The organism is Paenibacillus sp. R-74696 (assembly GCF_055814915.1).
On sequence record NZ_JBPULM010000046.1, the window covers coordinates 335,208 to 349,281 of the forward strand.

12 protein-coding genes are annotated in these 14,074 nt (G+C 47.9%); 3 read left to right on the forward strand and 9 right to left on the reverse strand.

The window, feature by feature from the left end:
- Window positions 1–13: 13 nt before the first annotated feature.
- The 9 genes from ACSR9A_RS25975 to ACSR9A_RS26015 all read right to left on the reverse strand — a co-directional run bounded on the left by ACSR9A_RS25975 (window position 14) and on the right by ACSR9A_RS26015 (window position 12,896).
- Window positions 14–1,696 carry an ABC transporter substrate-binding protein gene (locus ACSR9A_RS25975; RefSeq protein WP_473760752.1) on the reverse strand — a complete coding sequence of 561 codons (1,683 nt, stop codon included), beginning with the start codon at window positions 1,694–1,696 and terminating at the stop codon, window positions 14–16.
- Between the two features lie 14 nt (window positions 1,697–1,710).
- Window positions 1,711–3,048 carry an LLM class flavin-dependent oxidoreductase gene (locus tag ACSR9A_RS25980; RefSeq protein ID WP_473760755.1) on the reverse strand — a complete coding sequence of 446 codons (1,338 nt, stop codon included), beginning with the start codon at window positions 3,046–3,048 and terminating at the stop codon, window positions 1,711–1,713.
- A 528-nt stretch (window positions 3,049–3,576) separates the two neighbouring features.
- Entirely contained in the window at window positions 3,577–5,292 is a 1,716-nt protein-coding gene (locus tag ACSR9A_RS25985) for an ABC transporter ATP-binding protein (protein ID WP_473760758.1), read from the reverse strand.
- A gap of 218 nt (window positions 5,293–5,510) precedes the next feature.
- Window positions 5,511–6,392 (reverse strand): carbohydrate ABC transporter permease, encoded by an 882-nt coding sequence (locus ACSR9A_RS25990; RefSeq protein WP_341279021.1) that lies wholly within the window; start codon window positions 6,390–6,392, stop codon window positions 5,511–5,513.
- A 13-nt stretch (window positions 6,393–6,405) separates the two neighbouring features.
- Window positions 6,406–7,287, reverse strand: coding sequence for a carbohydrate ABC transporter permease (locus tag ACSR9A_RS25995; protein WP_473760759.1), 882 nt, complete (start codon window positions 7,285–7,287; stop codon window positions 6,406–6,408).
- A gap of 94 nt (window positions 7,288–7,381) precedes the next feature.
- Window positions 7,382–8,707: an ABC transporter substrate-binding protein gene (locus ACSR9A_RS26000; RefSeq protein WP_473760761.1), complete on the reverse strand. Its 1,326-nt coding sequence runs from the start codon at window positions 8,705–8,707 to the stop codon at window positions 7,382–7,384.
- Between the two features lie 110 nt (window positions 8,708–8,817).
- Window positions 8,818–9,606 carry a response regulator transcription factor gene (locus ACSR9A_RS26005; RefSeq protein WP_473760763.1) on the reverse strand — a complete coding sequence of 263 codons (789 nt, stop codon included), beginning with the start codon at window positions 9,604–9,606 and terminating at the stop codon, window positions 8,818–8,820.
- Window positions 9,581–11,362 carry a cache domain-containing sensor histidine kinase gene (locus ACSR9A_RS26010; RefSeq protein WP_473760764.1) on the reverse strand — a complete coding sequence of 594 codons (1,782 nt, stop codon included), beginning with the start codon at window positions 11,360–11,362 and terminating at the stop codon, window positions 9,581–9,583. Before ACSR9A_RS26010 ends, ACSR9A_RS26005 begins: the two co-directional genes overlap by 26 nt.
- A gap of 154 nt (window positions 11,363–11,516) precedes the next feature.
- The gene (locus ACSR9A_RS26015) at window positions 11,517–12,896 is read right to left on the reverse strand and encodes an aldehyde dehydrogenase (protein ID WP_473760766.1); all 1,380 of its coding nucleotides are present in this window, start codon (window positions 12,894–12,896) and stop codon (window positions 11,517–11,519) included.
- A gap of 179 nt (window positions 12,897–13,075) precedes the next feature.
- On the opposite strand from ACSR9A_RS26015, the gene ACSR9A_RS26020 reads away from it, so the two are divergent.
- From ACSR9A_RS26020 to ACSR9A_RS26030, 3 genes are all read left to right on the forward strand, one after another.
- Window positions 13,076–13,411 carry a DUF1904 family protein gene (locus tag ACSR9A_RS26020; RefSeq protein WP_473760767.1) on the forward strand — a complete coding sequence of 112 codons (336 nt, stop codon included), beginning with the start codon at window positions 13,076–13,078 and terminating at the stop codon, window positions 13,409–13,411.
- Window positions 13,412–13,573: 162 nt separating this feature from the next.
- On the forward strand, window positions 13,574–13,726 hold the full coding sequence (locus ACSR9A_RS26025; RefSeq protein WP_341279028.1) for a DUF1540 domain-containing protein: 153 nt from the start codon (window positions 13,574–13,576) through the stop codon (window positions 13,724–13,726).
- 121 nt (window positions 13,727–13,847) lie between these two features.
- Window positions 13,848–14,051, forward strand: a complete 204-nt coding sequence (locus ACSR9A_RS26030) for a cysteine-rich CWC family protein (protein ID WP_473760769.1) — start codon at window positions 13,848–13,850, stop codon at window positions 14,049–14,051.
- Window positions 14,052–14,074 lie beyond the last annotated feature (23 nt).

Genomic DNA, 14,074 nt, shown 5'->3' on the forward strand with positions numbered 1-14,074 from the left:
AATTACGATATGCTTACTCGGTTATATACACATCATTAAAGATCGGATAGCCCAGCGAGTCAAAAGCTAATCCTTGCACTTTTTTCGAGGCAGCTACTGTATAAGGGAATACATAAATCGGAATAATGACGGCCTTTTTAATGATGAGCTGCTGTGCTTCCTTATAGATCGCTTCACGCTTCGTCTGGTCCTGCTCTATTGCGCCATCCTCAAGCAGCTTATCCAGCTCCGGATCGGCTAAATTCGGCAGGTTTTGGCGTGCCCCCGGCGCTGTTGTGTGATAGATAGAATAAAGCGCGTTAGGATCAGAGTTTACCTGGCTATTGCCGTACAGATCATAGTTATTGTTCGCATAAACGACGGTCGCGACATCCTTCGTAATTTCCACATCTACCTGAATGCCCAGCGGCTTAAGCTGCTGCTGCACGATTGCCGCAATATCATTGCGCTTCTCGCGGTTCGGCGAGCCATCGACATAATGAAGCGTCAGCTTCTTGCCGTCCTTCTCCCTGATGCCATCTGCTCCTGCTTTCCAGCCCAGCTCGTCAAGCAGCTGCTTTGCTTTCTCGATATCCGGCTTTACGCCGCCTTCAAGCGAAGCGTCATAGCCAAAAATGCCTGGTGAAAGCGGCGACCACGCCTGCTCATACGTTCCGAGATACAGCGTTTTGACGATTGCCTCGACATTGATGCCAAGCTGCAGCGCCTGCCGAGCCTTCAGCTCATTCCATGGTGCCTTGCTATGATTGATAAACAGCGTATACGGCAGGCCAACGGTATTGGCTTGGTATAGCTGGCTGTTCGCATCGTTTTTCAAGGAGAGAATATTTTGTGGCGGCACCGTCTCAGCGGCAAGCACCTGCCCGCTTTGGACGCTGCCGATCCGCGTAGCCTCCTCAGGCACAATTTTGAAAATGATTTTATCCAAATTCGGTGCGCCCTGCTGGCTGACCGTTTCCGGCGCCCAGTTGTAATCGGGGTTTTTCTCCACGACGATTTCCGAATTTTCATCCCATTTTACAAACTTGAATGGCCCTGTTCCGACAGGATGCTTAGTGAATTGATCCCCATCCTTCTTCGCCGCCGTCGGCGACACAATGCTGAGCAGCGCTTGGCTTACATTGCCCAAGAACGCCTGCGACGGCTCGGATAGGTTCAATTTGACCGTAAACTCATCAATGACCTCCGACGATTCATAAGGCCTAACAAGCGCTAAAGCATTCGCAGCTTTGGTCTCTGGGTCAATGATTCGGTCGAAGCTATATTTTACCGCTTCAGCGTTGAAGGGTGTGCCATCCTGAAACTTAACGTCCTGGCGAAGCTTGAACGTATACGATTTTCCATCCTCCGAAATCGACCATTCCGTTGCCAGCCAAGGCTTAATTTCTCCGCCCGGAAGCTGGACGACCAGTGTGTCGTAGAGCGTACGGATGACCCTGACTGCAACGGCAAGGCCGCTGCGATGCGGATCAAGCTGATCGGGAGAGGTGGCGAGCGCATAGCTTAGTTCGCCGCCTTGAGCAGGTGCGCTGCTCTGCTCTGCCGAAGACGCAGGGGCGGCACCAGAGCTGTTCCCGCCCGTATTCGCGCTGCTCTTGCCCCCACCTCCGCTGCATCCTGCCAGTACAAGGGTAACCGCTAGGGCGAGGCTGGTCATTTTCATCCAAATGGCTGGTTTGCTGTATGCTTTGCTCATGTCCCTCACCCTTCCTATACGGTCGTCACCTTGGTTTTGGCATAACGGTTTTCCGGCACAGGTACGCCGAGATGTCCGCGCAGCGTGTCATGCTCATATTCCTCACGGAACAATCCGCGCTCCTGCAAAATCGGCACAACCTGATCAACAAACTCCGACAGTCCCGTTGGGATAGAGGATCCGACAATAAAGCCGTCTACCGCTCCCTGCTCAAACCATTGCTGAATTTGATCCGCTACTTTCTCTGGCGTGCCGATGAACGTCGGCCTTGGCGTCGTTTCTTGAAGCGCCACCTGGCGAAGCGTCAAGCCGCCTTCCTTCGCCTGCCGTTTAATACGGTCCGTCGTGCTGCGGAAGCTGTTAAGTCCAATTTCGCCCAGCTCCGGAAACGGCTCATCAAGCGGATATTGTGAAAAGTCATGGTGGTCAAAATAACGTCCCAAATAATCGAGCGCCTTCTCAATATTTACAAGCTGCGCCAGCTCCTGATATTTGCGTTCTGCTTCTTCATCCGTCGCCCCAATGATTGGCGCAATGCCTGGCAAAATCGCGACATCCTCCGAAGAGCGTCCATGCGCAGCAGCACGGCCTTTCACATCATCATAAAATTGCTTGCCCTGCTCGATGGATTCAAAATGGGCAAATACCGCATCCGCTACTTTAGAAGCGAAGTTTTTGCCATCCTCCGACGAGCCCGCTTGAAAAATAACCGGATGCCCCTGCTTGGATCTGGAAATATTCAGCGGTCCCTGCACCGAGAAAAACTCGCCTTTATGGTTCAAGGTGTGCAGCTTTTCCGGGTCAAAAAACTGGCCGCTTTCTTTATCGCGGACAAAAGCGTCATCCTCCCACGAATCCCACAGCCCCCGCGTCACTTCCAAATATTCATTTGCAATCCGGTAACGTGTCGGATGGTCGGGATGGTCCGTCTTGCCGAAGTTTTTCGCCGAGCCTTCAAGCGGCGATGTTACGATGTTCCAGCCTGCACGGCCGCCGCTAATATGATCAAGCGAGCTAAATTGTCTCGCTACAGTGAAAGGCTCGCTATAGGAAGTAGAGAGCGTACCGACCAGGCCAATCTTCGATGTAACCGCACCAAGCGCAGATAAAATCGTCAATGGCTCAAAGCGGTTTAAAAAATGGGGAATGGATTTTTCATTAATATATAAGCCATCAGCAATGAATACAAAATCAAGCTTGCCCGCTTCCGCCTTCTGCGCCTGCTGCTTGTAAAATTCAATATTAACACTTGCGTCAGGCTGTGCATCCGGATGTCTCCATCCAGCAATATTCCCGCCTACTCCGTGCAAAATAGCGCCTAGCTTCAATTGTCTCTTTTTAGTTGTTGTCATGATTGTTCCCTCCTGTTGGCTGTTCACTCTTAATTTTATTATTCCTAGTGGTTTTGTCGTATTTAATAATGATTGAAACGAGTTTACCATCGTTTGCCGAATAAAAGCCAATAGAGCTTTTCTATTTTGGCATAAAAAAAATCAATGCTGCGTCACATAGATACACTTGGTGGACACAGCAGCAGCTATTTCAATAGAATCATGGGTTGTGGCACAAGCTGCGGACTCAGGAGCCGCTAATGCACTGCCTATTTCCATTTTGTGGAGAAAACGAGATCCATAGCGGATTTCCTGTCCGCTTACGGCCTGAACTCTTCACAGTAGCCAAAATAGCGGAACCTCAGTCCCTCAAAAAAAGGAGGGCGCAGCCCAAGCGCTCTTAGGCTCTGCAACAATCGCATGCTTCGGCTCCCCAAGCTTAATATGAAATACAAAATAGCTCAGCATGAGATTAATTCCCTCATGCTGAGCCATTTTTTTGCCATCTAATTACGTTGTTAATCTCTAGTTAGTGTCCAGCAGCCTCTGCTAAGCGCCGAACTGCGCTTTATGCAGGCGGTTATATACGCCTTTAATGGCCAGCAGCTCATCATGGCTGCCCTGCTCTTTAATGCCTTCCTCCGTAACGACAACGATGCGGTCTGCATTCTTGATCGTCGCAAGACGATGCGCAATGACGAGCGTCGTGCGCCCTTTGGACAGCTCAGCCAGCGCCTGCTGAATAGCTGCTTCCGTGGCCGTATCAAGCGCCGAGGTCGCTTCATCAAGAATAAGGATCGGCGGATTTTTCAGGAACATGCGGGCAATAGAAAGGCGCTGCTTCTGTCCGCCTGACAATTTAACGCCGCGTTCGCCGATAAGCGTGTCCATTCCTTGGCCCTGCGAAAGAATAAGCTCTTCCAGCTGTGCTCTGCGAGCCGCCTCCCAAATTTCTTCCTCGGTAGCATTCAGCTTGCCGTAAGCAATATTTTCGCGAATGGTGCCATCAAACAAGAACACATCCTGCTGCACGATACCGATTTGGCCGCGCAGTGAATCCAGCTTAATTTTCCGAATGTCGAGGCCATCAATTTCAATCGCCCCGCCTGTAACCTCATAGAAGCGCGGCAGCAGGCTGCATATCGTGGTTTTGCCGGCTCCCGATGGTCCAACAAGAGCTACCGTCTCTCCTGTTTTCACGGTTAAATCAATATGATTCAAAATCGTTTTGCCTTCCTCATAACCAAAGGATACATCGCGGAACGTAATTTCTCCCTCCAAGCGGCTAATCACCTTGGCATCCGGCGCATCCTCAATATCCGGCTCGGTTTCGAGCAGCTCCAAATAACGCTTAAAGCCGGCAATTCCCTTCGGATACGTCTCAATAACCGAGTTGATTTTTTCAATTGGACCGAGAAATACATTGGAAAGCAGGACAAATGCCATAAATTCACCGAACGTCATTTGGCCTTGAATCACGAACCAAGTACCGCAAGCGAGTACAAACAAGGAAACAAATTTCATCAGTATGTAGCTGATCGATGAGTTCCAAGCCATAACACGGTAAGCGACCAGCTTCGTTTGCAGAAAACGGCCATTGTTCACTTCAAATTGATCCACTTCATGCTTCTCGTTGGAGAACGCTTGAACGACGCGAATGCCGCTAACTGTATTTTCAACGCGGGCATTATAGTCGGCAATATCGGAAAACATCCGATGGAACGCCTTGGACATCTTGCGGCTGAAATACAGCGACAAGTAGACCATCAGCGGAATAATAATAAACGTCAGCACCGCCAGCTGCCAGTTGATGGTCAGCATGAGCCCGAATGCGCCCAGCAGCGTCATAATGGCAATAAACATGTCCTCCGGCCCGTGGTGGGCAATTTCCCCAATATCCATCAGGTCATTCGTCATCCGCGATACAAGATGCCCCGTCTTATTGTTGTCGAAGAAACGGAACGATAGCTTCTGAATATGGTTGAACAGCTTGCTGCGCATATCCGACTCTATTTGAATGCCGAGCTTATGCCCCCAATACGTCACCACATAGTGGAGGAACGCACTTACTACATAAATGCCAATCAGGCCCACACAGGACCATAAAATCCATTTCCAATTGCCCGAAGGCAGCAAATCATCCACGACCCGGTTCAAGGCAAGCGGGAACACCAGCTCCAGCAAAGCTGCAAACACCGCGCAGGAGAAGTCCAGTATGAACAACCCTTTATAAGGTCGGTAATAGTCAAAAAAACGGCGAAGCATGTCATCATTCCTCTTCTGTCATAATGGTAAGCCTTATTGGAAAACATTCCAATACTGATAATGATTATAATTATCAGCCTTTCCAGTTTATCGCAGCCTTATTTTTAAAGCAATGGACAAAATGGAGATGAACAAAAAAATATTACATCCCCTTTTACAATATAAAAAAAACAAAAAAAGACCTACATTAAAATTAGGTCTTAAAATGATTTAATCGTTTACCCTTTAACCGAACCCGCCGCAATCCCTTCAACAATACGGTTGCTGAGGAATAGAAACGTAATCAAAATCGGAAGAATGCTAATCATGAGCGTGGCTCCGATTGCCCCCCAATCCGTCGTGTACTGACCGATAAAATTTTGCACGCCGACAGTCAATGTTTTATAAGAATCAGAGCTAATAAACGTGTTAACAAAAATAAATTCATTCCAGTTGTAAATCATGTTGATGATCGCCGTTGTAGCAAGCACGGAGCTTGTCATCGGGAGTACGATCTGGACGAACATCCGATTTACCGAGCAGCCGTCAATTATAGCGGCTTCCTCCACCTCGCGCGGCAGCGCATAGTAGAACCCGAGCAGAATCATGATTGTAATCGGCATGTTGAAAGCAACATAAGATAAAATCAGAGACAGGGGATGATCCGTTAGCCCCACTTTATTAAACAGGCTGAACAGCGGGATTAGCGTGGAATGAACCGGAATCATCATGGCCACCATGAATAAGCCCAGTACAAGCGAGCTGCCCTTCCATCTCATTCTTGTGACGGCATAAGTGACTAAACTGCCCAGCAGCACAGTTATTAACGTAGCTGAAACGGTGATCCAGACGCTGTTAAAAAAATAAACATCAATGTTCCCGGCGCTCCAAACCTTCTCGTAGTTTTCCCATCGAGGATTCATCGGCAGTGACAAAGGCGGGAGATTAAATACTTCCTGATTGTTTTTAAGAGAGAAAAACAACAGCCAGACAAGAGGAAATAGCTGCAGCGCCGCAACCACAATTAAAACGGCATATAAAACGCTATACCCCAGCCTGATGCCGATCCCCGGTTTTGCTTCCGACAGCTCACTCCGAATTCTTATATTCCCAGTAACCATGAAGTCTTCCTCCTTACGAGTATTGAATCGTATCCTTTGAGGCCGTTAATTTGCGTATGACCCAAGTGACAGCCAGACAAATGACCAACAGAAAAAAGCCGATTGCGCTGCCATATCCAAAATCGTAGGCTCGAAATGCTTCATGATACATGTAAGAGGCCATAACTTCGCTCGCCCCATTGGGACCGCCGTCTGTCATAACAAAGATCAAATCAAAATATTTCAAAGAGCCCACAACAGCCAGTACAATCGTTACTTTAATCACTTCCATCACAAGCGGCAGCTTAATCTTCCAAGCAATTTGCAGGGCATTCGCTCCGTCAATCCTGGCCGCTTCCTCAAGAGATGTCGGGATATTTTTCAGAGCCGCATAATAAATCAAAATATAAAAACCCGCATACTGCCACAAAATCGGAATAAATAAAGCAAACAATACGAGCGATGACTCAGCTAGCCATGCGGGAGGGTTGGCAAACCCAAGTGATTCCAGGATGCTGTTCAGCACGCCGTTAGTTGGATGATAGATTTTGAGCCAAAGCTGCGCAATCGCTACCGATGATAGAAGCATAGGGATGAGATAGATTTTGCGAAATAATTGAGCTCCTTTGATTCGCGCGGCTAAAACCATTGCTACAATAAGGTAGAGCAGAAGGCTCATTCCCGAGAAAACGGCAAGCAGCAGAGAATGCCATGCGCTGTTCCAGAAAGTTGTATCCTTGAACAAAGCAAGGTAATTATCCAACCCAACGAAGGTCATCGCACCAATGCCATTCCATTCATTCAAACCGTAATAAGCGGTTAAAACAATCGGAATGTATACAATAGCTAATACTAATAACAGAGACGGCAGCACGTATAAAGCAATTATTTTTTTGTTCGAAAGCACTTTGTCCAATTGGGCCGACTCCTTTCCTTCATGATGAATGAGCGGAAGACATATTCGGGACTTGCCCGCAGCTATGTCTTCCACCGATCAATCTTAAGGGAGATTATTTCCCTTCGGAAATGGCTTTATCATGCTCTTCCGAGAATTTCTCAGGCGTCACTGCCTTTCCAAACAGAGCTTGAATCATATTCAGATGAGTTTCGGCTGCACTCGCCTGCATTTGAACATCTGCAAATAAGGTAATGCTGCTTGCTTGATTCATTTCATTAAATAAATCAATGTAAAGCTGCGGCAGCTCCATGCTGGATGTATCCACTTTAGTCGCAGGAATAACGCCCGCCCCAGTTACCGCTTGCTCTCCCCACTGGGTTACAAAGTATTCGACGAATGCTTTCGCTTCCGCTTTTACCGCAGAATTTTCGGATACGAATAGACCGACACCCGGACCGCCTACCCAGCTGTTAATGTCGCCTTTTCCGCCCTCAACTTTCGGGAATTTAAAGAAACCAACACTGTCGCGGAATTCTTTCGGGATATCTTCATTTGTCGTAAAGTTTGGCAGCTCCCATGTGCCCATCATATACATGGCAGCTTTGCCATTCAGAAACTCCGACTTTGCTTCCTCATTGGACAAACCGTTGAAACCCTTCACGAACGCATTGCTGTCTACCAGTGTCTGTACTTCAGTCGCTGCTTGCAGCAATCCTTCGTCTGTAAAGGCTCCTTCGCCGTTTATCGCTCCGGATAATGTCTGCTGCCCAGCGATTCGATCAGCTAGGTACATATACCAGAGAGAACCCGTCCAACGGTCCTTGTTGCCAAGCGCAACCGGCGCAATTCCATTTTCGGACAGTGTTTTTGCAATAGCCTTTAATTCCTCGTAGGTTTGCGGGATTTCAAGCTTGTATTTCTCGAATAAGGATTTATTATAGTAAACCGGAGCAATGTTGAATTCAAGTGGGAGCGCATACGTTTTACCGTCAATCGCATATGCCTCTGTCGTACCGGATACGAACTTGCCGTTCAGCTCGCCGCTAAGCAAGTCGTCTACAGGTGTAAAGAGCTTTCCTTCCACGTACGGCTGCAAGAACCCGGCCGCCCACGTTACACCGACATCCGGCAGTTTATTGGATGCCGAAAGCACCTTCAGCTTGTTTTTATATTGCTCGTTATCCAGCACTTCTTGCTTGATCGTCACATTCGTATGCTCATCCTGATAGGCTTTTATGATTTGATTTACGATTTTGTTTTGGCCTGCTGACACACCCTCCGGCCATAAATGCATAAAGTTAATCGTAACCTGCTCACCGCTCTCGCCTGCTGTCTCCTTACTGCCACTGCTGCTTTCATTACTGCTTGTGCCGCAACCAGCTGCTACCAGAACCAGACAAAACGCCAATAAGAGCATCAATCCTTTTTTCTTGAACACGTTTACATCCCCTTTAATTCTAATGTAAGCGTATTAATACCGCTTTAATTAGATTGTAGCAACACTTTTAGCAAGTCGTAAGGACATAAGCATTGGGAGTAATACCATAATTATTGGATCATTTTTTCAGAATGAGAGACGTTTTGACGATACTGCCTTGGACTAGTGCCCTCTATGGAACGAAACACTTTGACAAAATATTTTGCTGTTTGGTAGCCCACCTGCTCTGAAATTTCCGCAATCGAGTCTCTCGTATTGACCAGCAGCTCCTTGGCCCGCTGCACTCGTCTGCGACTCAAATAGTCGCTGAAGGTGAGACCTGTCTGCTCTTTAAACAGAACGCTGAAGTAGCTGGCATTCATATGCAAATAATCTGCAACTGCACGCATAGAAACCTGTTCGCTCAGATGATCATCGATATGGCGGAGCGCTTCACGCACCTGAATACTGTATCGCTTCTCCTCTTGCACCGTCCCCAGTAATTTGGGGTCAAAAAGCTTCTCCATTCTCACCATCCGGCTTATTTCTTCTTCCCTTTTCAAAGCGAGCTCGACTGCTTGCACTAATTTTTCTTTAACCAATGGCTTTAGCAAATAAGAGACGACCCCAAGCTGAAGTGCTTTCTGAGCATAATCGAATTCAGGATGCCCGGAAATAACAATAACCACAGGGGGAAGAGTCATCGCGCTTAATCGTTCCACCAGCTCCAGGCCTCCCACCTCCGGCATTCTAATATCGGTCACGAGCAGATGAGCTTCATTTTGCTGCAACCAAGCTAAAGCCTCCACTCCGCTGGATGCCATTTCGATTCGATGCCGGCCGCAGGACCAAGCTTCCAGCGTTTTGCGAATTCCCTGCCTTGTTCTAGGTTCATCATCTACGATTAAGATGGTCTTCATCTATTCCATTCCCTTCCAATTTATTAGGTATTTCAAACGTAACGGAAGTTCCGCGACCAGGCTCGCTCGCAATGTCCAGCCCGCTTCCAGCTGCATGATAATAAAGCCTCAATCTACGCTCCACATTTGACACGCCAACACCTGTACCTTTGAAGCTGCTCGCATAACCTTCTTTCATGAATGCTTGGAGAGACTCTACTGCGGCTGCATCCATGCCCGGTCCATCGTCCGTTATAATCACTCGCGTAAAACCTTCCCGGCTTGAAGGCTCGGCACGAAGAACAACCGTCCCCGGCCCGAGTCGCTGCTCAACTCCATGCAGGATAGCGTTCTCTACGAGCGGTTGAATTAATAGTTTGGGCACGGGTACAGTCCTGCACGCCTCTGCAGCCTCTATTCGCCACGACAGCCTGTCCACCATCCGCATCTCCATGATTCTTAAATAACGCTCTGCATGATCCAATTCATCACCTATCGTAACCCACTCATCATCCTCCGTTCGGTTGATCACATAACGGAACAAGCCTGACATGGCGACTACAATTTGCGCAAGGTCCTCTTCCCCTTTATCATCAAGCTCCCAATAAAACGCTTCCAATGTGTTAAACAGAAAGTGAGGATTAATTTGGGCTTGCAGTGCTTTCAGTTCAGTTCTACTCTGTATAATTTCCTTCTGGTAGACCACCTCAATTAGTTCATTTAAGGAATCGACCATTTGGTTATATGTATTGTTGAGCTCATTAATCTCCATGGTTGAGGCGGTATTCGGGTTCGCTTTCAACGTGCCCAATCTGGCACCACGCATCGCTTTAATCAAGTTTAATATCGGCCGAGTAATCATCGTTGACAAAATAAAGCTCAAGACCAGAAACAACAAGCCCCCGACCGCACCAGATACAAGAATAGCCGTCCGTAGAACTGAAATACCTGCCGTTGCATAATTTACAGGGGTCAATATGGCCAGCTTCCACCCCGTTTCCTTCGATTGCTGCTCAATCGCTATATACGATTCATTGCCCACCGTAATCGCTGCTCCGCCATGATTAAGAATATTCCCCTCACCTGCATCCATAGCTAAATCAGAAAAAATTTCTTGGCCCGCCCCATCAAATAGAGCCATATGCTCCCGCGTTTCATTCTCATTTTCCCTTACGGCAGCTGTGAGCTCAAAATAGCTTTTTTCAATATGAACGACTAAATACCCAGCATGGATGAAAGAACGGTCCACTAAACGAATATGGCGAATAGCAATGACAACGTTTGGATCCTGTGGGTCAAAGCCAAGCCAAACCAAGCGTCCTTTGCCGCTATCTGCTTGTTCAATCCACTCCTTCGGCACCCGGCTTTCCAGACTAATATCATCTAGCGGAAACAGCCTTCTATAATCGCTGCTGTACATTTCAAGTGCTCGGATTCCCGTGACATACGCTTCATATTTTCGGGCTTCCTGCTGCAGCGACTGACGCTCCTCAAAGCGGATCGGCTTTCCAGCGATTTCCAGCGTCAATAATCGCTGGATAGACGCATTCGTAGCCACCTGCGCGGTAAGCGTATCGATTTGTCCCAGAAGCACGTCAAGCTTCCCCATAGCTTGAACGGCAGTCTGTTGAATATGCTTCTCCGCGCTGTTTCGCAAGAGCACGGATACCTGGCCATACGTAAAGTAGCCGACCGATGCCAGCACAATAACCATAACAAGCATAAATCCAATTAATATCTGATTGCGCAGCGTATTCAACTGCCCTAGCTTCTTCAAGAGCTACATTCCTTTCTATTCTCTATTCCGTCCTATCGTTCGCCCATATATTCTACCTCGTTTTCCATTAATTTCATATAGCAGATGCCTAAGCAGTAAAGTCTTCTTTGCATTAAAAAAACCTCCTAAAATTCAGGAGGTTTTACGATTGCAATTATCGGAGCAGCTTGCGAATCAGCTTCTTGCCCCACTTGGACGTCGGATAACGGAATGGCATGTCAAAGCGCGTTGTTTGCTTAAGCAAGCTTTTCTGGTGAGAGAAGGTGTAAAAGGTCTTCTCCCCATGATAGCTGCCCATGCCGCTATCCCCTACTCCGCCAATAGGCAAATGCGGCGACGCCATATGCATTAATGTATCGTTAATGCAGCCGCCTCCAAAGGACAATCCCCTTGTAACCTGCTGCTGAATAGCTGTACTTTCCGTAAACAAATACAGCGCAAGCGGGTGCGAACGAGCGGCAACAGCCGACATGACCTCCTCAATCGAATCAAACTCAAGGAGCGGAAGCAGCGGGCCAAAAATCTCCTCCTGCATAACTGGCGCCTGCCAGTCCAAGCCCTCCAGCACCGTTGGTGCAATGACCCGGCGCCCAGCATCCTTCTCCCCGCCAATGATAATGCGTCCGTCATTCATAAAGTTGGCAAGCCTTGCAAAGTGCCGATCGCTAATAATATGCGTGTAGCTGTCATTATGGAGCGGCTCGCTGCCGTACAGCTCTTCAATCGCAGCCTTCAGCAGCTTGACGAAGCGCTCCTTCACCTCACGGTGAACGTATAAATAATCCGGTGCAACGCAGGTTTGTCCAGCGTTTGTAAACTTGCCAAATGCAATTCGCTTCGCTGCGAGTGCCAAATTCGCATCCTTATGCACGATACAGGGACTCTTTCCCCCGAGCTCCAGCGTAACCGGCGTCAAATGCTGAGCTGCTGCCGTCATTACGATTTTGCCTACGCCAACGCTCCCGGTAAAAAAGATATAATCGAGCTTCTCAGCCAGCAGCTCCGTGCTTACCGCTGCATCACCCAATACCGTCGTTGCCCACTCCGGCTCAAAGGCTTCCGCTATGATCGCCGCCAATGTGCCTGCTACATTCGGTGCAAGCTCTGATGGCTTCAAAACGACGGTATTACCGGCTGCAATTGCTCCAATTAGTGGAACAAGCGCAAGCTGGACCGGATAGTTCCACGGTGCAATAACAGCTGTTACGCCATAGGGCTCAGAAATAACTTTGCTGGTGCTGCCCATATGCGTCATCGCTGTTTTGATGCGCCTCGGCTTCGCCCAGCCCCTTATATGCTTAATGGTATGCCTAAATTCCGTATAAATGAGGCCAAGCTCCATCGCATACGCATCAAACTCTGATTTATTTAAATCCGCCTTTAAAGCTGCCAGCAGCTTCTGCTCATGCTTTTGCATCACCTCGCGCAGCTTTTCCAGCTTCTGAATACGCGCAGCAACCGAGCGTGTCTTGCCGCTTTCAAACCATTTTCGCTGCCCCGCAACGACTTCAGCCATCGTTATTGTTTTCATCATCTTACATCCTTTCCGTGCAATGAACCCTGCTAAATAGAAATTTCTGTTAAGATAAAGATAACTTGCTTTATAGTAGACTGCAAGTTACGCACTTTTAACTGATAAGCTTGTAGGCTGGTAAATAAGGTGCAGCAGAATGAAAAGCTTAAGCTTTTATAACTGAAAGGAGAACTTATCATATGCCTCATTTATTATTTCGCGGTGTGCCTGCCCCTGGCTTGCGCAGCCTCGCTCCTGAGCTCGTTCAAGAGCTCGCCGTCCTCTGTGATTGCGGAGTAGACAATTTCACAATAGAGTGCCTTGCAACCACTTCTATTTACGGGGGGCTTGCCCATGATCGTTCATTCCCTTTTATTGAAATTGGCTGGTTTGAGCGCGGACAGGAGGTTCGGGACCGCTTTGCCGCTATTGTACACCGTTATATGGAGAAGCTTGAGTCGGGGGAAGCAGAGATCGCATTTCGGACCTATAGAGAGAATGCTTATTATATAGAGGGCAAGCCGTATAGCACCTGATAGAACATGCCTGCTGCTTGATTGGACAGGTTGTAAATGATGGTTTCATTTGGTAAGATGGACGGGTAACTATCTACAAAGCACAAATAACCCCTTACGCCAATAAGAGGTCAATAAGCTTTATATTTGTGCACCGACTACTAACCATGGGAGGTGATAGTAATGGCTAAAGACGTATTGTGCGAAGTCGACTCTTGCCGTCATTGGGTAGATGACAACAAATGCAGCGCTTCATCAATCTATATCGTCAGCAATAGCGCAGATATGGCGCACGAAGCGAGCGAAACAGATTGCCGAACTTTCGAAATTAAATAACTGATCTGATGGAAGGGATGTTGCGGTCCCTTCTTTCTTTATGTATTTTACCAATAATGATTATTATTATCAAGCATTTTATTAATTTTTTTTGACCCTTAGAAGAAAGGGGCTTTCCTCCATGAAAAAATGTCCATTATGCGGCGGGCCAAACGGCTGCGCCATAGAAGCAGGGCTGGTGCCCCACTCCTGCTGGTGCTTCCGGGAGCGCGTTCCGCAAAGCCTGCTTGAACAAATACCGCCTGAACAGCGCAACCAATCGTGCGTCTGCCAAAACTGCGTCAAACAATCTAACGTTTCGCGTAGAAATATAGAGAAAGGATGAGAACATTCATATCCTTTCCTATA